Below are 22,945 nucleotides of genomic sequence, written 5' to 3' on the forward strand. Positions count from 1 at the left end.
GTTCCGGGAACTGCGCCGGTTTCCGTGGGGGGAGGGGACCGGTGGGGATCCGTGGGGGGAAAGGTGTGGGGATCAGCAGCCGCTGAGGACCGAGCTGAGCTTGCTCTTCTCCGCCGAGTCGACCTTGAGGTTGTAGTAGTACTTCACCTGGACCCAGGCGCGGACGTAGGTGCAGGCGTAGGAGCTGAGCGGGGGCATCCACTCGGCCGGGTCCTGGTCGCTCTTCTGCTGGTTCACGTTGTCCGTGACGGCGATGAGCTGCGGACGGGTCACGTCGTTGGCGAAGGCCTGGCGCTGGGCGGTGGTCCAGGCGCTGGCGCCGGAGTCCCAGGCCTCGGCTAGCGGGACGAGGTGGTCGATGTCCAGGTCGGAGGCGGCGGTCCAGGTGGCGCCGTCGTAGACCGAGTACCAGCTGCCGCTGGTGGCGGTGCAGGCGGAGTTGGTGACGACGTTCGAACCGTCGCGCTTGAGGACGTACTCACGGGTGTTGCAGGTGCCGCTGATGGTGATCCAGGTGGGGAAGAGATCACGGTCGTAGCCGGTGCGGCTCTCCGTCGCCACGGTGAGCGAGGCGAGGTAGGTGCGCGCGGTGGCGGCGCTGACCGGCGTGGGGAGCGCGGCGGAGGCGGTCGGGCCGTTGAAAAGCCCGACCATGGCTATCAGGCCGGTGAAGGCTGCGAGTATGCTCAGCCGTCGACGCGCGTAGACCTTTGGCATGCGAACTCCCTTGAGGTGGGGGGACGTTGGGGCGAGCGGGCCCATGCTCGCGGTGCCGCATTTCCGGAAGGTGTGAGGCAGGTAAGAAGCTAGTGACGTGGGCATGACATGCCAAGGGGTTCGGGGCAATCGGTTTCTGTGGATCGGGGAAGGCGGGCTCCGAGGGTGCGGCGGTGTGGCCGGTCCGAGGGGCTCGGGACCTTCGGCCCTGTCCGGCCCGTTTCGTCATCCCGTACGATGGGTGGCGCAGAAGGGGAGTAGCTCTTCGCCGGACCGTCGACATACTGCTCAGCTCGTCTGAGCCGGCGCCCGGAGGCAGACCGTCACGGTCGGCCAGCGAGACCTTCGGCAGAGCAGTGCACTGTCCGCGCGTACGTCCTCGCGCGGGCGCCGATGTGTGCTGCCGTGCCGAGGTGTCGCGTAGCAGTCACAGCACTCTCGGTGGGGCAGCCCCGACCGATTGAGGGATTTTGATCAGCATCACCGTGATGGCGCTCGTCTTCGGCGTCGTCTTCCTCGCCGAGCTGCCGGACAAGACCGCGCTCGCCGGGCTCGTCCTCGGCACCCGCTATCGCGCCTCGTACGTCTTCGCGGGCGTCGCCGCCGCCTTCGCCGTGCACGTCGCGCTCGCCGTCGCCGCGGGCAGTGTGCTGACCCTGCTGCCGCAGCAGATCGTGCACGCGATCACGGGTGTGCTGTTCCTCGCCGGTGCCGCCGTACTGCTCCTGAAGAAGGGCGAGGACGAGGAGGAGGTCCGCGATCCCGCGAACCAGAGCTTCTGGAAGGTCTCGGGGGCGGGCTTCATGCTCATCCTGGTCGCCGAGTTCGGTGACCTCACGCAGATCATGACGGCGAACCTCGCGGCCCGGTACGACGACCCGCTCTCGGTCGGCCTCGGTGCGGTGCTCGCGCTCTGGGCGGTGGCCGGACTCGGGATCGTCGGCGGCAAGGCCCTGATGAAGCGGGTTCCGCTGGAGCTCATCACCAAGGTCGCGGCCATGCTGATGCTGGCGCTGGGCGTCTGGAGTCTGTACGAGGCGGTGGCGGCCTGAGCCGACGGTGCCCCGCTTGTCGGGGTGCCGTCTCGTCGGGGTGTCGTCGAGGGGGTCGGCGCTCGTCCGTCGGGGTGTCGTCGAAGGGCTTGGCGCTCGTCCTGGCCGGAGGTGGTGGCGCCGGTCCCTCTCGTTTTGTATCGTAGAGAAACAAAGTGGCTCCCGTCCGCACTCCCTGACCGGCGGGCGGGGCCGCCTTGTCTCCTGGGGACCCGGTGTTGATCCAGTTGATCCAGTTGGTCCAATGGACACCCCGGCCCCTTCCCCCATGCTCTGGAGCCTGCCGATGACGGCCACCACCGTTCTGACCGCCCGCGCCCTCCTGCTCGACATGGATGGCACCCTCGTCAACTCGGACGCCGTGGTCGAGCGCTGCTGGCGCCGCTGGGCCGAGCGGCACGGGCTGGACGGGGACGAGGTCATGAAGGTCGTCCACGGGCGGCAGGGGTACGCGTCGATGGCGGTGCTGCTGCCGAACCGGCCCATGGAGCAGAACTACGCCGACAACGCGCGCATGCTCGCCGAGGAGACCGCGGACATGGACGGGGTCGTCGCGATTGCGGGTGCCGCGGAGTTTCTTGCCTCGCTGGGCGGGGTGCCGCATGCCCTGGTCACCTCCGCGGATGTGGGGCTGTCCACGGCGCGGATGGCTGCCGCCGGGCTGGGGCTGCCGGATGTGCGGGTCACCGCGGAGTCCGTCGGTGCGAGCAAGCCTGATCCCGAGGGTTTTCTGAAGGGTGCTGCCGAGTTGGGTGTGGCGCCTGAGGACTGTGTGGTCTTCGAGGACTCGGGGGCCGGGATTTCTGCTGGGCGGGGGGCCGGGATGCGGGTGGTCGGGGTGGGGCCCCGGGCCGGCTTTCACCGGCCGGATGTCGTCGTGCGTGATCTGACGCAGGTGCGGGTGGAGGTCGGCGGGGGCGGGACGATACGCCTGCACATCGCCTGACACCCGTTTTCCTCGCCCCCGCCGCCCCTACCCTCCCCCAAGCTCTCGGCTTCGCTCGAGCAGGGGGGACCCCCATCATCCTCAACCTGGGGGCTCCGCCCCCAGACCCCCGGGTGGGTTCGTCGGCTGCGGGCCGGTGGGGGCCGATCGCGCAGTTCCCCGCGCCCCTGGGGGGCCGGGGCTGCGCCCCAGACCCCCCATCGGCCTGACGGCCTCGTCTTCAGACGCCGGACAGGCATGAAAGATGCGCGCCAGCGCCCTCAAGGGACGCGGGGAACTGCGCGCCCAGCCCCCACCGGGCCCGCGGCCAAACGAATTCGGGCGGGCGGCCGATGCGGGGCGCAGCCCCGTTTTAGGGCGCGGGGAACTGCGCGAGCAACCCCCACCGGCCCGCGGCCGAGCACATCCGGGTGGGTGGGGGATCCGGGGCGCAGCCCCGGCCTCAGGGGCGCGGGGAACGGCGCGATCAGCCCCCACCCACCCGCAGCCGAAGAACTTCGGGTGGGGTGAGGATCCGGGGCGCAGCCCCGTTTTAGGGGCGCGGGGAACTGCGCGATCAGCCCCCGCCGGGCCGCAGTCGAAGAGCCCGCCTAAACCCCTACGGCGTCTGCGTTTCGCCCTCGAGGCTTGCTCGTGTTGCCGCCCCGTAGACCCCGGACTTGTCGCCCGTGATGCCACGGGCCCACTGGTAGCGGCGTACCGCGTCCTCGACCTGGCGGGAGTACGTGCCGTCGGACTTTCCGGTGTAGAGGGACAACTGGCGCAGGCGCAGTTGGAGTTCGGTGACCTCGGGGCCCCGGTCGCCGCGGCGCAGGGTCTGGGCGGGCTGATCGCCCGTGGAGCCCTGGCCCGGCGCCAACGAGGCAGCCGCGGTGGGCGTGGGTGTGGACGACGGCGAGGGCGTGGGCGACTGTGATCGCGTCGCCGTCGCTGTCGCCGACGCCGAGGGGGACGGACTGGCGCTGGACGATGGGGAGGGCGTCGTCGTCGTTGCGGTGGTTGTGGGGGACGTGGCGCCCTCGGGGGCCGACCCCGAGCCCGATCGCGACGACGGGGACGGCGGCGCCGACGTCGGCGTCGGTGAAGGGTCCGGGACGCTCGCCCGTACGTCGTCCGGCAGCGCCCTGTCCCGCGCGGGGGCGTCGTACGAGAACAGCCCGCTCGCGAACCCCGCCGCCGCCACGACCGCCACCGCGGCCCCGGTCACGGCCAGCAGGGCCGTACGCCGTCGGCGCCGAGGAGGTTCCTCCGGAAAGGAGGCCGGCGGTGGGTACGGGGGCTGGTTCGCGGAGTTCGCGGAGTCGACGTGTTGTACGGCGGTGAGGGCCTCCGGCGGCACCGTACGCAGGCGCATGGTGGCGGGGGCCGACTCGTTCGCCGTCAGGTCCACGTACGGGCGGATGCGCAGGGGATCGAAGTCCTCCGCCGCTGCCGCCTCCGCCGTGCGCGCGTCGCGCAGGGCGTCGGACGCGCGCCGGGTGCAGGCGCAGGACGGGGTGCCGTCCGGCGTCCGGGGCGCGGCGCACTCGGGGCAGACATGCCCGTTCGGTTCAGTCACGCGTTGGGTCCCTCCCCCTGAGACTCGCCCCCTCGGAACCCCCGAGGTTAGTCACATCCACCACACCTTCTCCCAGGAGCCCCCGGAATCCCTCCTTCCGCACCTGTTACAAGCTTCAACAGGCCATAACCCGCCATACCGACCACCATGGAGGGTGACCGAGACCCCAGGGGCTCATGGGAGGTCCGCATGACGGGCGAGACACCCGGTGATGTGCACGGCCCGGACGCGCCACCGCACGACCCCCCGTACGGCGTGAACGAGTCGGCCGTGCGGAGACGCTCGGCGGCCGCCGTCGACGCCAAGGAGGCGCCGGTGCACGGCAGCGTCGTCGTCTCGATCGGCGCGCTGCTGCTCGGCATGCTGCTGGCGGCCCTCGACCAGACGATCGTGTCGACCGCGCTGCCCACCATCGTCAGCGACCTGGGCGGGCTCGAACACCTGTCGTGGGTGGTCACCGCGTATCTGCTCGCGTCGACGGCGGCCACTCCGCTGTGGGGCAAACTCGGCGACCAGTATGGCCGGAAGAAGCTGTTCCAGGCCGCGATCGTGATCTTCCTCGTCGGGTCCGCATTGTGCGGAATGGCCCAGAACATGGGCGAGTTGATCGGCTTCCGGGCCCTTCAGGGCCTCGGTGGCGGTGGGCTCATCGTGCTGTCCATGGCGATCGTCGGCGACATCGTCTCGCCGCGCGAACGGGGTAAGTACCAGGGGCTGTTCGGGGCTGTCTTCGGTGCGACGAGCGTGCTCGGGCCGCTGCTCGGCGGGCTGTTCACCCAGCACCTCAGCTGGCGCTGGGTCTTCTACATCAACCTGCCGGTCGGCGTGGTCGCGCTCATCGTGATCGCGGCGGTCCTGCACATCCCGAGGAAGTCCGCCAAGCACGTCATCGACTACCTCGGCACGTTCCTCATCGCCGCGGTCGCCACCTGTCTCGTGCTCGTGGCCTCGCTCGGCGGAACCACCTGGGGGTGGAGCTCGCCGCAGATCATCGGTCTCGCGGTGCTCGGTGTCCTGCTCGCCGTGGCCTTCGTGGCGGTGGAGCAGCGGGCGGCCGAACCCGTCCTGCCCCTGAGGCTCTTCCGCATCCACACCTTCTCCCTCTCCGCCGTCATCAGCTTCATCGTCGGTTTCGCGATGTTCGGCGCGATGACCTATCTGCCGACCTTCCTCCAGGTCGTCCGGGGAGTGAGCCCCACCCTGTCCGGCGTGTACATGCTGCCCATGGTGTTCGGGCTGCTGCTGTCCTCGACCGTCTCCGGGCAGATCGTCAGCCGTACCGGACGCTGGAAGGTCTTCCCCGTCGCGGGCACGGGTGTCACGGCGATCGGTCTGCTCCTGCTCCACAAGCTCGACGAGCACAGCGGCACCGGCGAGATGAGCGTGTACTTCCTCGTCTTCGGCCTGGGCCTCGGCCTGGTCATGCAGGTCCTGGTCCTGATCGTGCAGAACGCGGTCTCGTACGAGGATCTGGGCGTCGCCACCTCAGGCGCCACCTTCTTCCGCTCCATCGGCGCCTCGTTCGGCGTGGCCATCTTCGGCACCGTCTTCGCGAGCCGCCTCGGCGACAACCTGGTGGCCGTGCTGAGCGGAAGGCAACTGCCCGCCGGCATCTCGCCGAACAGTCTCAAGGCCGACCCGAAGGGCATCGCCGACCTGCCGTCCGCGCTCCGCCAGCCCGTCCTGCACGCGTACGCCTCGTCGATCACCGACGTCTTCCTGTACGCCGCCCCGGTCGCCGTGCTCGGCTTCGTCCTGGCCTGGTTCCTGCGCGAGGACAAGCTGCGGGGTTCCGTCACGGCGCCCGACATCACCGAGACGCTCGCCACCAATCCGGTGGAGCGGTCGTCGTACGACGAGGTGTGCCGCGCGCTGTCCGTGCTCGGCACCAGGGAGGGGCAGCGGGAGATCTACGAGAAGATCACCGAGCGGGCCGGGTACGACCTGCTGCCCGCCGCGAGCTGGCTGCTGCTGCGGATCAAGAAGTACGGCTGGGCGGAGCCCGCGCTGCTGGCCGAGCGCAGCACCGTACCGCTGCCCGTCGTACTGGCCGCGGCCCGGCAGTTGGAGGAGCGCCGCTTCGCCGCCCGCGGAGGGCTCGACCTCGTCCTGACGGACGAAGGCCGCGAGGTCGCCGGGAAGCTGGCCAAGGCCCGTGAGGAGTCCCTGGCGGAGCTGCTCGGCGACTGGTGGGGCCCGGACCGCCCGACCGATCTGACCAAGCTGGTGAAGGAGCTGAACGGCGAGCTGTGCGGGTCCGACGGGGAGCGGCCGCACGACGGGACGGTGTCGCGTACGCATCCGCGCGGGACGCCGGCGTGAGTCCGGACACCGGCGTGACTCCTCCGTCGGACTTCAGGGCGTCGGCTTCTCCAGCTTCTTCGTGAACCAGTGGTCGGCGTAGGTCTCGTCGTTGTGCGGCTCGGTCTCCTCGTAGCCGTGCCGCGCGTACAGGGCGCGTGCCTCCACCAGGTCGCCCCGGGTGTCGAGGATCAGCCGCTCGGCGCCGAGGCCGCGCGCCGCCTCCTCGGCCGCCGTGAGCAGCACCGCCGCGCCGCCTCTGCCGCGCAGGTGCTCGCGCACGAACACGCGCTTCAGCTCACCCGTGGTGGCGTCGAGCATCCGCACCCCGGCCATGCCGCCGGGGTCGCCGCCGTACCGCGCGACCAGCAGCACCCCGCCGGGCGCCCGGAACTCGGCACCCGGGGTCGCCGCGATCTCCCGCTCCAGTTCCTCGGGGTCGGTCCGGTGCCCCTCGTGCAGCAGGTACCAGCGGTCGCTGACCTCCGTGTAGTAGGCGCGCCACAGTGCGGCGGCGACGGACGAGTCGAAGGGCTCGGGGGCGATGATCCAGGTCATGGTCGTCATTGTCGGGAGGCGTGGCCCCCCTGCCGCAAGCGGATTTCGGCGGGGCGCCGGCGGGGGGTCCGTTTGAGTACGGGGTTCCGGGCAACCCGGTCCTCGAACCGGCCCGTCGGGTCGAGAACCCCGGAAGGCACCCATGTCCACAGGCCTCATCATCGCTTTGATCGTGATCGTGGCGGTCGCCCTCGTCGCGGCCGTGCTGATCCTTTTGGCCCGCAGGCCGCAGGGCGGGAGCACACTGCGGCGGCGCTTCGGGCCCGAGTACGACCGGGCCGTCGCCCAGCACGACGGCGACGCCAAGGCCGCCGAGCGTGACCTCGCCGAGCGGGTGAAGCGACACGGCTCGCTGCGTGAACGGCCGCTGGAGCCCGCGGCCCGCGACGAGTACGCGGCCCGCTGGGGAGCCGTTCAGGAACGCTTCGTCGACTCGCCCCAGGAGGCGGTGGCCGAGGCGGACCGTCTGGTCGCCGAGCTGGCCGGTGCACGCGGCTTCCCCGACGGCGAGCGCTACGAGGAGCAGCTCGACGCGCTCTCCGTGCACCACGGACACCATCTGCACGGCTACCGGCGCGTCCACCAGGCCACGTACGCCCCCGCCGGGGGCGCCGACGGCAGCACGGAGGAACTCCGCGCGTCCATGGTGGAGGCCCGCGCCCTCTACGAGGAGCTGCTGGCCCCGGTTCGCGAGGACGCCCGCCAGGACACCGCCGACACCGCCCCTGCCGCGGCATCCGTCCGGGACGAGCGTTCCCACCGAGCCCATGTTCCGTCGGTACTGACCAGGCGTCACGCGAAGGGGAGTTGAGGAAGTGAAGAAGATGACTTCGGACAACGGCAATGAGAACACTCCGCGCCGTGAGGCGATGACGGATCGCGGCGACGTCGACCCCCTCGTCCACCGGCACGCCCAGGACGCCCAGGTCGCTCCGTCGGCCGGATCCGGCACCCCTGCCGACCCGGCCGTCCGCGACCCCGGCGAGGCCCCCGGCGGTGGCGAGGCCCCCGGCGGTATGGGGTCCCGCGAGACCGCGAACCCGTCCCGCTCGACGGCCGGCGGCATGCGGAGCATGCCCGCCGACGACCGCGACACCCGCGCCGGACAGGGCGCCGACATGCGGGCCGGGCAGCAGGAAGGCATGCGCGCCGCGCCGCCGGATTCCGCCCGCGCCGGGCAGGGCGGTGACCCCACCCGCGCCGGCCAGTCGCAATCCCTGCGCGCCGAGGAAGCGGAGTTCGCCCGCGGCACGCAAGGTGAAGCCACTCGTGCCGGGCGGCAGGAATCGGCCCGTGCCGGGCGGCAGGAATCGGCTGCCGGGCAGAGCGGTCCCACCCCCGCGGGGCAGCGCGGTACCGGTCCGCAGGGGGACGGCGACGGGGCGTTGCTGTCGCACGACGAGTGCGACAAGTACTCGTTGCGGATGCAGCACGCCGTCGGTGGGTTCGTGGACGGCCCGCGGGCGTCCGTCGAGGAGGCGGACCACGTCCTGGAGGAGCTGACCACCGAGTTCACGGACGCCATGACCCGGCGCCGCCGCAACCTGCGGACGACCTGGCAGGCGGCCGGTGAGAGCGACACGGCCGACACCGAGAAGCTGCGGCTCGCCCTGCGCGACTACCGCGAGGTGACCGAGCGGCTCCTGCACCTGTAGGGGACCGAGCAACTCCCGCACCGGTCAGGAGGCCGAACCGACGAGTACCACCGAGTCGAGTACCACCGTGAGGCCGCGCCCCGGACCATGTTCCGGGGCGCGGCCCCACCCGTCGACGGGGTCATCCGGTCCGGCGCTCGCGCCACTCCCGGACGATCTCGTCCACGTCGTACGGCTTGAGGCCGAGGGGAGGTCCCGGCGGCGGCTTGAACATGACCTCGCGGATCTTGACGTTGATGTCCTCGACGATCCGGCGCACGACGCGCTCCGAGGGCGCCACCGAGGCCGCCGCGAGCGCGTCCTCGGCCTCCTTGCGCAGGGCCAGCGTCGGCGGCAGCACCGACAGCCCCTCGCGGGCCATCTTCCGCTTGATCCACCACAGTTCGTCGTACGGCGTGTCGGTCACGCCGGGCATGGGCTTGCCCGCACCGGGCAGGTCCGCGAACTCGCCGCGGGCCTCCGCCTCACGGATCTGTCGGTCGACCCAGGTCTCGAAGCTGACCCCGGGTGGCTTCCGTTCGGTCATGCGTCCATTGTGCCGTACGACACACGATCGGACGATCGGGCGATTTATCATGCGGCGGCGGCGCGTCAACCACACTCGGTACCAGGGGGGTTGAAGCGCCGCGGACCGGATGAACGCTGGAACTCGAAGGAGCGCACGTGCTCGAACTCACCATGGCCTCGGTCACCGGGGCGGACGCTGGTGCGACGGCCGGAATGCTGATGGCCGACGCGCCGAGCGACCCCGGAGCCGTGCTGCGGGTGGGCCGGGACCGGGCCGTGTGCCGGCTCGCGACCCCCGACGACTGGCTGTTCGTGTCCCGGGTCCACCTGGAGTTCCTGTGCGGCCCGGACGGTACCTGGCAGGTCACCTGGCTGCACGGGTCACGCCCGGAGCCCTCCGCCGAGGTACGGCTGACGCTGGCCGGACTGCCGACGCAGGCCGTCCCGTACGGCGGGACGGCGAAGCTTCCCGCGGGCGGCTCGGGGGAGATCGTCATCCTCGACCGCACAGGACCGCACAGCGTGAACGTGGGTTTCTACCACGAGACCTGAGTCCCCCCAGGGCGCGAGCCTGAGTCCCCCCGGAGCGCGAGCCTGAGCGCCCCGGAGGGGAAAGCGGGCGTCAGGCCAGCACGCGCGCCAGCGCGAACCCGTCGTACCCCTTGCTGCCCACCGTCTGGATCGCCGTACCGCTCAACTTCGGGTGGGCGGCGATCAGTTCGAGGGCGGCCCGGGTGCCCCGCACGCTCGGTTCGGTGCTGCCCACCTCGGTGACCCGCCCGCTGCGCACGACGTTGTCGACGACGATCAGGCTGCCGGGGCGGGTGAGCTTGAGGGCCCACTCGACGTAGTGCGGGTTGTTCACCTTGTCGGCGTCGATGAACACGAAGTCGAACGGCTCCGGGTTCTCCTCGGCCAGCTTCGGCAGCGACTCCAGCGCGGGTCCGACCCGCACCTCGGAGATCTTGTCGAGGCCCGCGCGGGCGAGGTTGCGGCGGGCGACCTCGGCGTGCGTGGCGTCGTACTCGAAGGTGATCAGCCGGCCGTCGGCCGGGAGCGCGCGGCCCAGCCAGATGGTGCTGTAGCCGCCGAGGGTGCCGATCTCCAGGATGCGGCGGGCGCCCTGGATCTCGGCGAGCAGCTGGAGCAGCTTGCCCTGGTTCGGTGCGACGGCGATCTGCGGCAGCCCCGCGGCGTCGCTGTCGCGCAGGGCCGCCGTCAGTGCCTCGTCGGCGGGGGAGAGGAGGGTGGCGAAGTAGTCGTCGACTTCGTTCCAGAGCTGCGACTCGCTCATGAACCATGCCTTTCGTATGCCTAGTTAGATGTCCTAACTAGTCCCGCGGCCCAACCTACACGGCGGGCGCGGAGCCCGGCAGCGGGCGACCCGCGGACTCGGTCATGAACCACACCGCCACGCCACCGACGACGGCCGCGGCCATCATGTAGTAGGCGGGCATCATCATGTTCCCGGTCGCCCCGATGAGCGCCGTGGTCACCAGCGGGGTCGTACCGCCGAAGAGCGAGACGGAGACGTTGAAGCCGATGGACAGCGAGCCGTAGCGGACCTTCGTCGGGAAGAGCGCCGGGAGCGCGGCGGGCATCGCGGAGGTGAAGCAGACCAGCAGCAGGCCCAGCGCGCCCATGCCGAGCGCGACCGCGAGCAGACTGCCCTGGCGGATCAGCAGGAGCGCCGGTACGGACAGGGCGAGGAAGCCGACGCAGCCCGCGGCGATCACCGGGCGGCGGCCGATCCGGTCGGTCAGCGCGCCCGCGAAGGGCTGGACGATCATCATCAGCGCCATCACGCCGAGGACGACCAGCAGGCCGTGCGTCTCGTCGTACTTCAGCTCGCTCGTCAGATAGCTCGGCATGTACGACAGCAGCATGTAGTCGGTGACGTTGAAGACCAGCACCAGGCCCACGCAGAGCAGCAGCGCGCGCCACTGGCCCGCGACCATCTCGCGCAGCCGCACCTTGGGGCGGTCCGCCTCCTGCTTCGAGGCCTTGGCCAGTTCCGCCGCGAACGCCGGGGTCTCCTCCAGGCGCATCCGCAGATATAGGCCGATGATCCCCATCGGGCCCGCGATCAGGAACGGCACGCGCCAGCCCCAGGACAGCAGGTCCTCGGTGGACAGGAAGGCGGTCATGAGGGTGACCAGGCCGGCGCCGCCGATGTATCCGGCGAGGGTGCCGAATTCCAGCCAGCTCCCGAAGAAGCCGCGCTTCTTGTCGGGCGCGTACTCGGCGATGAAGGTGGAGGCGCCCGCGTACTCGCCGCCGGTGGAGAAGCCCTGGACGAGCCGGGCCGCGAGCAGCAGCAGGGGCGCGCCGACGCCGATCGTGGCGTACGAGGGGATCAGGCCGATCGCGAAGGTGCCCGCCGCCATCATGATCATGGTGAGGGCGAGGACCTTCTGGCGGCCGACGCGGTCGCCGAGCGGGCCGAAGACCATGCCGCCGAGCGGGCGGACGAGGAAGGCCGCGGCGAAGGCGCCGAAGGTGGACAGCAGCTGCGCGGTGGGGTTGCCGGAGGGGAAGAAGACCTTGCCCAGCGTCACCGCGATGTAGCTGTAGACACCGAAGTCGAACCACTCCATCGCGTTGCCGAGGGCCGCCGCCTTGACGGCCCGCTTGACCAGGGCCGGATCGGTGACGTACGCCTCGGGCGGCGCGGGGGTCCGGGGTCGGGGTGCGGCGGGGGTGACTGCTGTGGCGGACGGCAAGGGCATGCCCTTCGTAGGGGACGGGGACGTGGCTCACCCGGAAGTGGGCCGAAAAGCGACCATAGGGGCACTCGTCCGCATCACGTGCCGTAGGCGACTCGATGCATAGTGCAAGTAAATGTGCCGTACGCAGGGGTGTAGGCCTGGTCGCGCGCCGCTTTTCCGCGGTCTCTTTGTGAGCTAAGTCGCGGGCGAAGGGGGGAGCCGGAAGCATGCGCGCACTAACGTCATCCGGACAAAAGGCGGGAGGCCGTCAGGTGAAGAGGGGGTTGCCTGCGTCTCTCAATCCGGGCGTGCGAGCCTCGTAGGGTCCGGGCCGGGTCCGGACGCACGGGACACGCGGGACGAACGGGACGAACAGGGCAGACGGGGTGGGAGGGTCGGCGGGGCGTGGCGAACGTTGAGCACGGCGGGACAGCGGGCAATGCCTTCGGGGCGGGGGCGGCGGAATCGGCGAGAGCGAGACTGCGCGCGATCCGGATCGGGCTGTGGGTGATCGCCGCGGTCCTCGCGATACGGCAGGTCACCGTCGTGCTGAGCACCCCGAAAGGGGAACGGCTGACGGACCTGGAGACCTGGGTCGGACCCGACGGCGTCCTGCATGTGAAGGGATCGCTGTACGACTCGACGCAGTTCACCGGCACCCCCTTCGGAGGATTCGTCCTCAAACCCCTCACCCGCGCCGCCGAACAGGCGCTCGGCTGGGGCTGGACCTTCGGCAGTCTCTCGCTGGTCGTCGTGCTCGGCCTGGTCGTCGCACGCGCTCTGCCCCAGCCGGTGAGCCGGCGCACCGCCCTGCTCGCCGCACCCGTCGCGATCAGCCTGCTGATGCTGTCGCTGCCGGTGCGCAACGCCCTCTACCTCGGCCAGACCAGCATCATCCCGGTGCTGCTCGTCCTGCTGGGCTGCTTCGCCGTCCGGGGCGAGCGCGCCGTCGGCCTGCTGATCGGTGTAGCCGCCGCCCTGCAGCCCACCATGCTGGTCTTCGCGCCGCTGCTCTGGTTCACCGGGCGCCGCCGCGCCGTCGAGTCCACCGCGATCACCTTCACCGGCCTCGGCGCGCTCGCCTGGGCCGTGATGCCGCACGACTCCACCACCTACTGGGTGCACCACCTGGCGGGCGTCGGCCTCGGCGGGGACGCCGACGACCTCTCCAACCAGTCGCTGCACGGCGCGCTGCTGCGGCTCGGCCTCAACGGCCCGCTGGAGATCACCCTGTTCCTGCTGCTGGGCGCCGCGGTCGCCGTCATCGGCCTGCGCCGCGCCATTCGCTACGCACGGGACGGGCAGCTGCTGCTGGCCGTGGCGATCACCGGCTGTGTCGCCGTCGTCGTCTCGCCCACGTCCTGGCAGCACCAGCTGCTGTGGGTGCTGCTCGCGCTGGTCGGCAGGGTCGGCAAGAAGACCTCGGACCGCCCCATGTGGCCCGTCGCCGTCATCCTTGTCATGACGCTGCCCGCGAAGATGATGCTGCCGAACATGGCGGCGCTCTTCCCGCTGCGCGACAACGTGGTGCTGCTCGCCGCGCTCGCCGCCGCCACGGTCGTTCCGTTCCTCTCCCGCACCTCGGAGTACTACCGGGCGCCGATCCCCACCGACTACGTCCGGTCCGTCCCCACCCGCTGGAAGCGGGTGCCGCTGCTCCCCTTCCTGGGCCGCGTGTTCACCCGCCCGAACCTGCTGCTCGAACTGCTCCTGATCCGCGTCGGCTACTCCGCCTACCAGCAGGTCAGGCTCGCCGCGACGGGCGGCACCAACGCGGGCGGCCGGACCACCGCCGAACACCACGGCGACCAGATCCTCTCCATCGAGCGGTTCCTGCACATCGACATCGAGCACTGGGTCAACCACGCCGTGTTCAAGGTCGAGTGGCTGCGGGACTTCTTCGACTTCTATTACGAGTCGTTCCACTTCGTCGTCCCGCTCACCGTCCTCGCCGTGCTCTACGTCCGCCGTCCCGGCGACTACCGCTGGGCGCGCTCGGCGCTGGGCTTCGCCACCCTGATGGCGCTCCTCGGCTTCTGGCTCTTCCCGCTCGCCCCGCCGCGCCTGATGCCGGGCCTCGGCGTCATCGACACCGTGCACGGCGTGCAGGACTTCTCCAAGCCGGACTACGGCACGCTGACCGCGCTGACCAACCAGTACGCGGCGATGCCCTCGCTGCACTTCGGCTGGTCCCTGTGGTGCGGAGTCGTCATCGCGGTCCTGGCGCCCAAGTGGTGGATGAAGGCGCTCGGCCTGCTGCACCCGCTGTTCACGGTCTCCGCGATCGTGGCGACCGGCAACCACTGGGTGCTGGACGCGGTGGGCGGCGCGGCCGTCGTCGGCGCGGGCTTCGGCCTGACCCACCTCCTCCAGGGGCCGCGGCCGAGGCCGCTGATGAAGCCCGTGGAGGTCAGCATGAAGGATCCGGTCCCGGCGACGAGCCGTACCCCGAGCTGATCCGGTACTCACCCGGCTCGGTCACCGTCAGCCGCGTGAACTCGCCGTCCCGTGTCAGGCAGCCGCCCGGCGCGCGCAGCCACGGCGAGTACGCGATCCGCACGGTCACCGGGCCGGGCACCGGCACCCGTACGTCCACCTCGGCGCTCGTCGTGCGCAGCACGGAGCCGGGCGCCGACACCAGCGGCACGGCGTCGCGCACCCGCAGCACCTGCCAGTTGGCGTCGCTCCACACCGGCTCCAGCCACGCGGGCCGGCTCCTCACCAACTGCGCCTCCGCCTTGGCGAACCCGTCCGGCTTCCCCGCCGGCAGCACGACGAATCCCACCGCCCAGCGGTCCAGCCAGGCCCGATAGGTCGCCTCCGAGAACGTGCCGTCGTAGAAGAGCCGCCCCCGCTCCATGTCCAGCTGACGGTTCCAGCCGCGCGCCAGGTTCACATGCGGGGCGAGCGTGGAGGCCTCGCGGTGGTTGCGGGCCGGGACCACCTCGACACGGCCGCGGCCGGCGCCGAGCCGCTCCAGCGTCCGTACGACGCCGTGCGTGTCGGCGGCCCAGGCGGGCACGGTCGTGGACACCAACAGGTCGGCCACGGTCTTCTGCCCGATCCAGGCGACGGAGAGCACGAGCGCCACCACCAGCGCGCCGCGCCGCACCAGGTGCAGCCCCCTGGGCGCGGTGAGCAGCGCGGCAAGGAGCGCGGCGGGCGCGAACAGCTCCGCGAGCCGCTCCACGTTCGTCCCCACCGGGGAGGCGATCAGATACGTCAGCACGGTCCCGACCGCGTACACGACCCCGCACCACCGGGCCACCCGCCAGCCGCGCGGGGCCAGCGTGGCGACGGTCAGCCCGAACAGCACGGGCGGCCAGATCCGGTCCAAGGACATCAACTGCTGTCCGGTGAAGGGGAACAGCAGCGTGGTCGCCCCGACGACGACCACCGGCGGCACCAGCAGCGCCCCGGCCCGCACCCGGTCCCGTACGGCGAGATGTCCTGCGCCCACCACCACCAGGAACAGTCCGGCCACCGGGCTCGCCATGGTCGCCAGTGCCGCGTACGCCGTCGCCGGCAGCGTCCGCCGCTCGCCCGTCAGCAGCAGACAGGCGGCGAGACCGAGGGCGACGCCCAGCGCGAAGGTGGTGCGCCCCGAGGCGACGTTGCACCACAGTGCGAGCGAGGCCAGCAGCGCGGGGCCCACCGGCCGCGGTATCCCCGTGCGGGCGATCAGCACGGCGGCCAGCCAGGTGGCGGCGAGTCCGGAGACCACCGTCACCGGGCGCACACCCAGCCCGGCCATCAGATACGGCGAGATCAGGCTGTAGTTGGCGGTGTGCATCCCGCCGTACCAGAAGAGGTTGTACGCCGATCCGCCGTGCCGCGCCACGAACTCCGCCCACGCCACCTGGGCCGCGAGATCACCACCACCGGTGGCGAGGAAGCCCCACCACACCGCGTACAGCGGCAGCACGGGGAGGGTGACGAGGAGGGGGAGACGGTGGCGGAGCCAGAACGCGTGAGGCGGGCGTCTTCGGCGGACGGCCGGATGGTCGGGCCGGACGGGAGTCAGCTCGGCAGAGACCACAGTGCACCGGTTCCGTTCGAAGCGTCGGTTGTCTTCGGAGTGGGGGGATGGCTGAGCCACCGGTGAAGACGTGAAACGCAACGGAGACGTTCATCGGAGGTTCGGATATTCGTCTCGGGGGAGGCAGGGGCGGGGCGTAGGAGGGATGCCCCTGCCTCCCGCGGGACGGGCCGACGGACACCGGGAGTCCGTCGGCCCGAGCGTGCGGTGCGGTCAGCCGGCGTCGACCTGGAGTTCCTTGACGCCGTTGATCCAGGCGGAGCGCAGTCGGCGCGGGTCGCCGACCAGGGTCAGGTTCGGCATCGCGTCGGCGATCGCGTTGAAGATGAGGTCGATCTCGAGGACGGCCAGGGACTTGCCGAGGCAGTAGTGGGGGCCTCCGCCGCCGAAGCCGAGGTGGGGGTTGGGATCGCGGGTGATGTCGAAGGTGTCCGGGTTCTCGAAGACCTCGGGGTCGTGGTTGGCGGAGGCGTAGAAGATGCCGACGCGATCGCCCTTCTTGATCTGCTTGCCGCCGAGTTCGGTGTCCTGGGTGGCGGTGCGCTGGAAGGAGACGACCGGGGTCGCCCACCGCACGATCTCCTCGGCCGTGGTCGCCGGGCGGGTGCTCTTGTACAGCTCCCACTGCTCGGGGTGGGTGAGGAAGGCGTGCATGCCGTGGGTGATGGCGTTACGGGTGGTCTCGTTGCCGGCGACCGACAGCATCAGCACGAAGAAGCCGAACTCGTCGGAACGGAGGTTGCCCTCGTCCTCGGCCGCCACCAGGGTGCTGACGATGTCCTTGGCCGGGCACTGCTTGCGGTCGGCGGCCATGTTCATGGCGTACGAGATCAGCTCGGCGGCCGACTCGGCACCGACCTCCTCGGTGATGGCGTACTCCGGGTCGTCGTACGCGATCATCTTGTTGGACCACTCGAAGATCTTGATGCGGTCGTCCTGGGGGACGCCGATCAGCTCGGCTATCGCCTGGAGGGGCAGTTCGCAGGCGACCTCGGTGACGAAGTCGAAGGGTCCCGAGTGGGCGCGGGCGCCCTCGACGATCGCGAGGGCGCGGGAACGGAGCCGTTCCTCCAGCGCCCGGATGGCCCTTGGCGTGAAACCGCGTTGCACGATCTGGCGGACACGGGTGTGCTCGGGCGGGTCCATGTTGAGCAGGATCAGCCGCTGGGCGTCGATCGCGTCGCGCTGCATGTGCTCGTGGAAGCGGATGATCGCGGTGTTGAGGGAGGAGGAGTAGATCTCCGGGTGCGTGGAGACGTACTTGACGTCCGCGTGCCGGGTCACCGCCCAGTAGCCCTCGTCCTGGAAGCCAGCCAGACCGGCCGGCTGGGGGATCCAGCGGACGGGTTCGGCCCGGCGCAGTTCGGCGAACTCCGGCAGGGGCACGCGGTGGTGCAGCAGATCGGGGTCGGTGAAGTCGAACCCGTCGGGCAGCGCGGGACAGGGCATCGGCTACCACCCACCATTCTGACGGTCCATCAGGAATCCGGAATTGCCGTGAAGGTAGTAACGGGTTCTACAAGTCGCAAGAGGTACGGCGCCCCGAATTCCGTGGGGAGTTCGTGCAGATCACGACTTCGAGCGCTGCACGACCCTTGCGGCGCGGGGGCTCCGATCCGCAGACTGCACACAGAACTGGTACGCGTTCTAGTTCTGCGCGGTGGGTGGGCCGGGACGCCCCGCGCTGCGCGGGTCAGCAGGGCCTGGCCGCCGGACAGGCCTGAGGAGAGGACGAGCCCCCATGGCCGCGGAACCCGTGATCGTCGAAGCCGTACGCACCCCCATCGGCAAGCGAGGTGGCGCGCTCGCCAACCTCCACCCCGCCTATCTCCTGGGCGAGACCTACCGTGAACTCCTCGGCCGCACCGGCATCCACGCCGACTGCGTCGAGCAGATCGTCGGCGGCACGGTGACGCACGCCGGCGAGCAGTCCATGAACCCCGCGCGCACGGCCTGGCTCGCCATGGGCCTGCCGTACGAGACGGCGGCGACGACGGTCGACTGCCAGTGCGGCTCCTCGCAGCAGGCCTCCCACATGGTGGCCAACATGGTCGCGGCGGGCGTCATCGACGTCGGCATCTCGTGCGGCGTCGAGGCGATGTCGAGGGTGCCGCTGGGCTCCGGCTCCAAGCACGGCCCCGGGAAGCCGTTCCCGGACGAGTGGAACGTGGACCTGCCCAATCAGTTCGAGGCCGCCGAGCGCATCGCGCGTAATCGTGGCCTGACGCGCGAGAACGTCGACTCGCTCGGGCTCGTCTCCCAGGAGCGCGCCGCGAACGCCTGGGCGGAGGAACGCTTCAAGCGCGAGACCTTCGCCGTCCAGGTGCCGACCACCGAGGACGAGCAGCGGGCCGGACAGGGCATGTGGCGCCTCGTCGACCGCGACGAGGGACTCCGCGACACGTCCATGGAGGCGCTGGCCGGCCTCAAGCCGGTGATGCCGACCGCCGTCCACACGGCGGGCAACTCCTCGCAGATCTCGGACGGTGCGGCGGCGATCCTCTGGGCGTCCAAGCGGATGGCTCGGGCGCTGAAGCTGCGCCCGAGGGCGCGGATCGTGGCCCAGGCGCTGGTGGGCTCGGACCCGCACTTCCATCTGGACGGCCCGATCGACGCGACCCGCGCGGTGCTGGGCAAGGCCGGGATGTCCTTGAAGGACATCGACCTCGTGGAGATCAACGAGGCGTTCGCCTCAGTGGTGTTGAGCTGGGTGCAGGTCTTCGAGCAGGACCTGGAGAAGGTCAACGTGAACGGCGGTGCGATCGCGCTCGGGCACCCTGTCGGGGCGACGGGTGCCCGGCTGATCACTACCGCCCTGCACGAACTGGAGCGACGGGACAAGGAGTTCGCGCTGATCACCATGTGCGCGGGCGGCGGACTGGCCACCGGGACGATCATCCAGCGGTTGTAGTCCACGAGACGAAGGTGGCGAAGGCGGCGGGGGCGATCGTGAGGATCGGTCCCGCCGGGTTCTTTGAGTCGCGTATGGCGACGTTGGTGGCGCAGGGGGCTTCGGCGATTTCTACGCAGGAGCCGCCGGTGTCGGTGCTGTAGCTCGACTTACGCCATTGGGTGCTGGTCAGACGTGAGTTGCTCTCCATAGCGTTCCTCCATCACGTGCCGGATCAGCGTCGCCGAGTCCTTGACGGACAGGGCCGCAGCCTGCAGGTGATCGTAACGGAGCGACCGGGACTCGACTGAGTCAGGATTCGCGGTCGCATGCCCCGTCTCGTAGTCCTCGCTATAGACGATGGTGGGATCGTTCGAGAAGCGGAAGAGGTCGAACGATCCCGGGAATCCGGCGTGAGTGCCCACCGTGAACGGCAGCACCTGGATGTTCACGCGCGGGCTCCGCTCGAAGGACAACAGCCGCGACAGTTGGCCGTGCATGACCTCCGGGCCGCCAATCTCCTGGTAAAGCACCGTCTCGCTGAACACCGCCCAGAGCACCGGCGGCTTGGCCTTCTCCAGGATGCGCTGTCGCGCCAGACGTGCGGTGGTCCGGTTGTCCAGGTCGCTGTCGTCCACGGCGCCGAGCACCGCCCGTGCGTACGCCTCCGTCTGGAGCAGTCCGTGCACCAACTGGGGTTGGAACACCTGGATCTCTGCCGCCCGCGCCTCCAACTCCGCCACCTGCCTGAACCAGGCCGGGAGTTGGCTGCGCAGCACCAGATCCACGAGCCGGGACAGCAGCCCGTCCGTCCCGAGCGCCGCATCCGTGCGCTCGCTGAATTCTGGTGTCGGCAGTTTCCGCGCCGTCTCGATCTGTCCGACCAGAGAGCCGGTGTAATTGATGACGGCGCCCAGTTGCTTCTGGGTGAGCCCAGCCGCCTCCCGATACCGCCGCAACTCGAAACCGTAGTAGTCGAGCGGGGACGCGCCCGGGTCGAGGATGTTGATATGGGTCACGTACGGCCCCTCTCGCGCGCAACTCGGTCCACTCCGAGACCCGTTGTATTCGTGCCGTAGCCGAGCGTAGTCGCGCGAGGTCAGTCTCGTAGCGTGAACGAACACATTCCCCCCACCCTCCTGGGCCCCCGCCCCGCCCAGTACGCGATGCGGATCACCGTCGGTGCCCACTCGGCCCGGCACATCCGGCGGATCGTCAGGTCGCTGCTGGAGGAGTGGGACTTGGCGGAGTTGGCCGACTCCGTGGAGCTGGCCGTGAGCGAGCTGGTCGCCAACGTCGTACGTCATGTCCCCGACCGGCGCTGCGCGTTGCTGGTGCTGCGGCAGACGGCAGGTGTGAGGGTGGAGGTCGCGGACGGCTCCCCGCAACCACCCCGCGTGCCCACCGGGTTGTCGCCGGAGGCGGAGGGTGGGCGCGGGCTCGTACTGCTCGACGCAGTGGTCGACAAGTGGGGTGTGGGGCCCGGGCCCGGGGGCGGCAAGACGGTCTGGTTCGAGTGCCGACCGGCTCGGCCGCCGGGCCAAACCCGCGGGGCTGCGAATCACTCATGGTGATGATGGTTGTGCGAGGGAACCCGAACATCCGTTTTTGTCCCCTGATGATGAGCCTCACATCCAAGTCGCACGACCCCGGGGCATATGCCCCGGGGGGCCTTCGTGCGGCCCGAAGGAAGGGGATCGACCGCAGTGAGCAATGAGAAGGCGGCCCGCGAGCAGCAGTACGTCGGTTCGATCGGGCTGATGGCCCCGCTGGACCAGCCGAAGCCGCCACCGGCCGCGGCGCCGGACGAGACGTGGCACTTCGGACGGCACCTGAACGCCGACGAGGAGGGCCAGGAAGGCTACGTGCCGGTCTACGACGGCACCGCCTGGGTGTACTACGGCAAGGGCCACAGCGGTGTGCGGCGGCCGGTGCTGATGTCCGACGGCTTCAACATGGGGCCGAGCAGCCTGGACGAGCTCTACCACGGCTTCGAGCGGGGCGAGTACCCGCTGATGAGCCAGTTGCACGAGCGCGGGCGGGACGCGGTCATCTTCGGCTACGGGGAGCGCTCCGCGTCGATCCTCGACAACGCCGGGTACGTGATCGAGGCGATCACGAGGCTGATCGACGAGCGCACGGGCAACGAACCGCTGGTGGTCGGCGGGTTCAGCATGGGTGGTCTGGTCACGCGCTACGCCCTGGCGCGGATGGAGACCCAGAAGATGGATCACCAGACCGGGCTGTACTTCTCCTACGACAGTCCCCACCGGGGCGCGTGGGTGCCGATCGGTCTGCAGGCGTTCGCGCACTACATCAAGCGCGGCAACCCGGCCAACAGCGCGCTGTCGGACCAGATCAACAGCCCGGCCTCGCGCGAGCTGATGTGGCGGCACATCGAGACGGTGGACGGCACTCCCGGGCAGGACAAGGCCCGCTCCGACTTCCTCGCCGCCCTGGACCGCGTCGGCGGTTGGCCGATGATTCCGCGGAAGATCGGTGTCGCCAACGGCACCGGAAACGGCCAGGGCACGGGGATCGCGCCCGGCGCGGAGGCGTTCCGCGCCACCGGGATTCTGTTCCCCGGCACCACCATCTACACCCAGTCCGAGGGCGACGACGCCGTGGTCGCCGAACTGAAGGCGAACTTCGGTAAGGACGAGACGATCACCACCGACGGGTTCCCGGAGATCGACGGCGCTCCCGGCGGGACGCTGGCCTCCTTCGGTATCGCCGCCAACGTCATCAACAAGCTGATCCCCGGCAGCGCGGTGGCCCCGGTCCCCGAGATCTGTTTCGTGCCCTCGGTCAGCGCGGTGGCCGTCCGCGACGTGGACACCACCGCCCTGCTGCACACCAACATCAATGACCTCCCGCCCAGCGAGAGCGAACTCGACGCGTTCCTGTGCGCCTCGAAGAACGAGGACCACACCAAGATCACCGAAGAGCTGTGCACCTGGTTCCTCGACCAGCTGTAGCCCGGCCCGCTCGAAGGCCCCGGACTCCGTGACGGAGCTCGGGGCCTTTTCGCGCGTTGGGGGAGTCCGCGTCCCTCTGGCCACGGACCGCTGAGCCCGTACGGACCCCGTCACTCCCGACCGGACGTCGCGACCGCCAGTACCCCCGCCAGCACTGCCGCGAGCAGCAGAGGGATGCCCAGGCCGTGGTGGATCACCAGCCATGCGCCGAGCGTCGCGCCCACCATCATGGCGATGACGGCCGCCGTACGCCGGGGGGAGCGGTGGCCCGAGCCGTCGCCGGCCGCGGACTCGGAGGCGAGGCCGGTCAGGGTCATCGTCAGGACGGTGGTCGTGAGGTCCGGCACACCGAGTTTGCGCACGGTCGCGTTGCGCAGGCCCATGGCGAAGGCCGTGAGGGCGATCAGGGCGTAGGTGGTCGCGGTGGCGCCCGGCGCGACGAAGGCGACCACCGCGGACGCGCCCACGAACACCGCCTCCGCGGTGAGCGTGACCTGGGCCCAGGTCCTGCGTGAACCGCCGCCGTAGCGCCCCGCGATCCGGCCTCCGACCGCGGCGCCCACCAGGAAGCAGGCCAGCGAGGCCGAGGTGTGCGGGATCGAGAAGCCGGGGGCGCCGGCCGCGGCGAAGCCGAGTACCACCACGTTGCCGGTCATGTTCGCCGTGAAGACGTGCCCGAGTCCGAGATAGCTCACCGCGTCGATCAGCCCGCTCACCACGGTCAGCGACAGCAGCACCACCACCAGACGCACTCCGCGCGCCTCGGGGTCGGCGGGCCGCGGCCCGGTGTTCCCGGCGCCCTCTGCGCTCTGATCGCTCATGGGGGCTCCGGGGGGAGGTGGCGGGCACGGCGTGCTCAAGTCCACCACGGACGCGAAGGGACTCCCGGACACCGGGGCGCCCCGCGTGTCCGTCCGGTGCGCCGCGCCCCTGGGGCAGCCGTGCCCGTGAGGTCCTCCGCGGTGCCCCTGGTGTCCTTCCGTCCGAGTGTGCCCCGGAGTCACCATGGCTCCTTATACCTCTGGGGACAACGGAA

21 protein-coding genes are annotated in these 22,945 nt (G+C 70.6%); 10 read left to right on the forward strand and 11 right to left on the reverse strand.

Going from position 1 to position 22,945, the window contains the following annotated elements; genetic code table 11:
* Window positions 1-72 precede the first annotated feature (72 nt).
* Window positions 73-717 carry an HNH endonuclease family protein gene (locus AQJ27_RS06205; protein WP_067363022.1) on the reverse strand — a complete coding sequence of 215 codons (645 nt, stop codon included), beginning with the start codon at window positions 715-717 and terminating at the stop codon, window positions 73-75.
* Window positions 718-1,187: 470 nt separating this feature from the next.
* On the opposite strand from AQJ27_RS06205, the gene AQJ27_RS06210 reads away from it, so the two are divergent.
* Complete coding sequence (locus AQJ27_RS06210) at window positions 1,188-1,769, forward strand: TMEM165/GDT1 family protein (protein WP_067363025.1); 582 nt, start codon at window positions 1,188-1,190, stop codon at window positions 1,767-1,769.
* Window positions 1,770-2,055: 286 nt separating this feature from the next.
* Window positions 2,056-2,715: an HAD family hydrolase gene (locus AQJ27_RS06215; RefSeq protein ID WP_067364651.1), complete on the forward strand. Its 660-nt coding sequence runs from the start codon at window positions 2,056-2,058 to the stop codon at window positions 2,713-2,715.
* A 598-nt stretch (window positions 2,716-3,313) separates the two neighbouring features.
* Here the strand turns inward: AQJ27_RS06215 and AQJ27_RS06220 are convergent.
* A complete protein-coding gene (locus AQJ27_RS06220; RefSeq protein ID WP_067363028.1) occupies window positions 3,314-4,273 on the reverse strand; it encodes a peptidoglycan-binding domain-containing protein in 960 nt (319 codons plus the stop codon).
* Between the two features lie 189 nt (window positions 4,274-4,462).
* Here AQJ27_RS06220 and AQJ27_RS06225 point away from each other — a divergent pair, with 189 nt between their 5' ends.
* A complete protein-coding gene (locus AQJ27_RS06225; protein ID WP_268814573.1) occupies window positions 4,463-6,595 on the forward strand; it encodes an MDR family MFS transporter in 2,133 nt (710 codons plus the stop codon).
* A gap of 33 nt (window positions 6,596-6,628) precedes the next feature.
* On the opposite strand, the gene AQJ27_RS06230 is transcribed toward AQJ27_RS06225, so the two are convergent.
* Window positions 6,629-7,141 carry a GNAT family N-acetyltransferase gene (locus tag AQJ27_RS06230; protein ID WP_067363031.1) on the reverse strand — a complete coding sequence of 171 codons (513 nt, stop codon included), beginning with the start codon at window positions 7,139-7,141 and terminating at the stop codon, window positions 6,629-6,631.
* 133 nt (window positions 7,142-7,274) lie between these two features.
* On the opposite strand from AQJ27_RS06230, the gene AQJ27_RS06235 reads away from it, so the two are divergent.
* The gene (locus tag AQJ27_RS06235; RefSeq protein ID WP_067363034.1) at window positions 7,275-7,943 is read left to right on the forward strand and encodes a hypothetical protein; all 669 of its coding nucleotides are present in this window, start codon (window positions 7,275-7,277) and stop codon (window positions 7,941-7,943) included.
* Between the two features lie 4 nt (window positions 7,944-7,947).
* On the forward strand, window positions 7,948-8,787 hold the full coding sequence (locus AQJ27_RS60770; RefSeq protein ID WP_201264264.1) for a hypothetical protein: 840 nt from the start codon (window positions 7,948-7,950) through the stop codon (window positions 8,785-8,787).
* 121 nt (window positions 8,788-8,908) lie between these two features.
* On the opposite strand, the gene AQJ27_RS06245 is transcribed toward AQJ27_RS60770, so the two are convergent.
* Window positions 8,909-9,313: a DnaJ family domain-containing protein gene (locus tag AQJ27_RS06245; RefSeq protein ID WP_067363037.1), complete on the reverse strand. Its 405-nt coding sequence runs from the start codon at window positions 9,311-9,313 to the stop codon at window positions 8,909-8,911.
* A 137-nt stretch (window positions 9,314-9,450) separates the two neighbouring features.
* Between AQJ27_RS06245 and AQJ27_RS06250 the strand changes: the two genes are divergently transcribed.
* On the forward strand, window positions 9,451-9,846 hold the full coding sequence (locus AQJ27_RS06250) for an FHA domain-containing protein (RefSeq protein WP_054230963.1): 396 nt from the start codon (window positions 9,451-9,453) through the stop codon (window positions 9,844-9,846).
* Between the two features lie 70 nt (window positions 9,847-9,916).
* Here the strand turns inward: AQJ27_RS06250 and AQJ27_RS06255 are convergent, their stop codons facing one another.
* Both AQJ27_RS06255 and proP read right to left on the reverse strand, forming a co-directional pair.
* Window positions 9,917-10,588, reverse strand: coding sequence for an O-methyltransferase (locus AQJ27_RS06255; RefSeq protein WP_067363040.1), 672 nt, complete (start codon window positions 10,586-10,588; stop codon window positions 9,917-9,919).
* Window positions 10,589-10,643: 55 nt separating this feature from the next.
* Window positions 10,644-12,023: a glycine betaine/L-proline transporter ProP gene (gene proP / locus AQJ27_RS06260; protein ID WP_067363043.1), complete on the reverse strand. Its 1,380-nt coding sequence runs from the start codon at window positions 12,021-12,023 to the stop codon at window positions 10,644-10,646.
* Between the two features lie 384 nt (window positions 12,024-12,407).
* On the opposite strand from proP, the gene AQJ27_RS06265 reads away from it, so the two are divergent.
* Window positions 12,408-14,459 (forward strand): bifunctional glycosyltransferase 87/phosphatase PAP2 family protein, encoded by a 2,052-nt coding sequence (locus AQJ27_RS06265; RefSeq protein ID WP_067363046.1) that lies wholly within the window; start codon window positions 12,408-12,410, stop codon window positions 14,457-14,459.
* On the opposite strand, the gene AQJ27_RS06270 is transcribed toward AQJ27_RS06265, so the two are convergent.
* Together AQJ27_RS06270 and AQJ27_RS06275 are read right to left on the reverse strand one after the other, a co-directional pair.
* Window positions 14,413-16,041 carry a hypothetical protein gene (locus AQJ27_RS06270; RefSeq protein WP_096239734.1) on the reverse strand — a complete coding sequence of 543 codons (1,629 nt, stop codon included), beginning with the start codon at window positions 16,039-16,041 and terminating at the stop codon, window positions 14,413-14,415. The genes AQJ27_RS06265 and AQJ27_RS06270 overlap by 47 nt on opposite strands.
* 213 nt (window positions 16,042-16,254) lie before the next feature.
* Complete coding sequence (locus AQJ27_RS06275; RefSeq protein WP_067363049.1) at window positions 16,255-17,490, reverse strand: cytochrome P450; 1,236 nt, start codon at window positions 17,488-17,490, stop codon at window positions 16,255-16,257.
* Window positions 17,491-17,782: 292 nt separating this feature from the next.
* On the opposite strand from AQJ27_RS06275, the gene AQJ27_RS06280 reads away from it, so the two are divergent.
* On the forward strand, window positions 17,783-18,952 hold the full coding sequence (locus AQJ27_RS06280) for a steroid 3-ketoacyl-CoA thiolase (RefSeq protein WP_067363052.1): 1,170 nt from the start codon (window positions 17,783-17,785) through the stop codon (window positions 18,950-18,952).
* Here AQJ27_RS06280 and AQJ27_RS51830 read toward each other — a convergent pair.
* Together AQJ27_RS51830 and AQJ27_RS06285 are read right to left on the reverse strand one after the other, a co-directional pair.
* On the reverse strand, window positions 18,936-19,142 hold the full coding sequence (locus tag AQJ27_RS51830) for a DUF397 domain-containing protein (RefSeq protein WP_079064835.1): 207 nt from the start codon (window positions 19,140-19,142) through the stop codon (window positions 18,936-18,938). The genes AQJ27_RS06280 and AQJ27_RS51830 overlap by 17 nt on opposite strands.
* Entirely contained in the window at window positions 19,102-19,950 is an 849-nt protein-coding gene (locus AQJ27_RS06285; protein WP_067363055.1) for a helix-turn-helix domain-containing protein, read from the reverse strand. The genes AQJ27_RS51830 and AQJ27_RS06285 overlap by 41 nt, the downstream gene beginning before the upstream one ends.
* A gap of 93 nt (window positions 19,951-20,043) precedes the next feature.
* Here AQJ27_RS06285 and AQJ27_RS06290 point away from each other — a divergent pair, with 93 nt between their 5' ends.
* A complete protein-coding gene (locus AQJ27_RS06290) occupies window positions 20,044-20,505 on the forward strand; it encodes an ATP-binding protein (RefSeq protein ID WP_067363058.1) in 462 nt (153 codons plus the stop codon).
* A 132-nt stretch (window positions 20,506-20,637) separates the two neighbouring features.
* Window positions 20,638-21,909, forward strand: a complete 1,272-nt coding sequence (locus AQJ27_RS06295; protein ID WP_067363060.1) for an esterase/lipase family protein — start codon at window positions 20,638-20,640, stop codon at window positions 21,907-21,909.
* Between the two features lie 110 nt (window positions 21,910-22,019).
* Here the strand turns inward: AQJ27_RS06295 and AQJ27_RS06300 are convergent, their stop codons facing one another.
* Entirely contained in the window at window positions 22,020-22,730 is a 711-nt protein-coding gene (locus AQJ27_RS06300) for a YoaK family protein (RefSeq protein ID WP_067363061.1), read from the reverse strand.
* Between the last annotated feature and the right edge of the window lie 215 nt (window positions 22,731-22,945).

The sequence above is a fragment of the Streptomyces olivochromogenes genome, assembly GCF_001514115.1.
In the GTDB taxonomy this organism is placed as follows: Bacteria; Actinomycetota; Actinomycetes; order Streptomycetales; family Streptomycetaceae; genus Streptomyces; species Streptomyces olivochromogenes.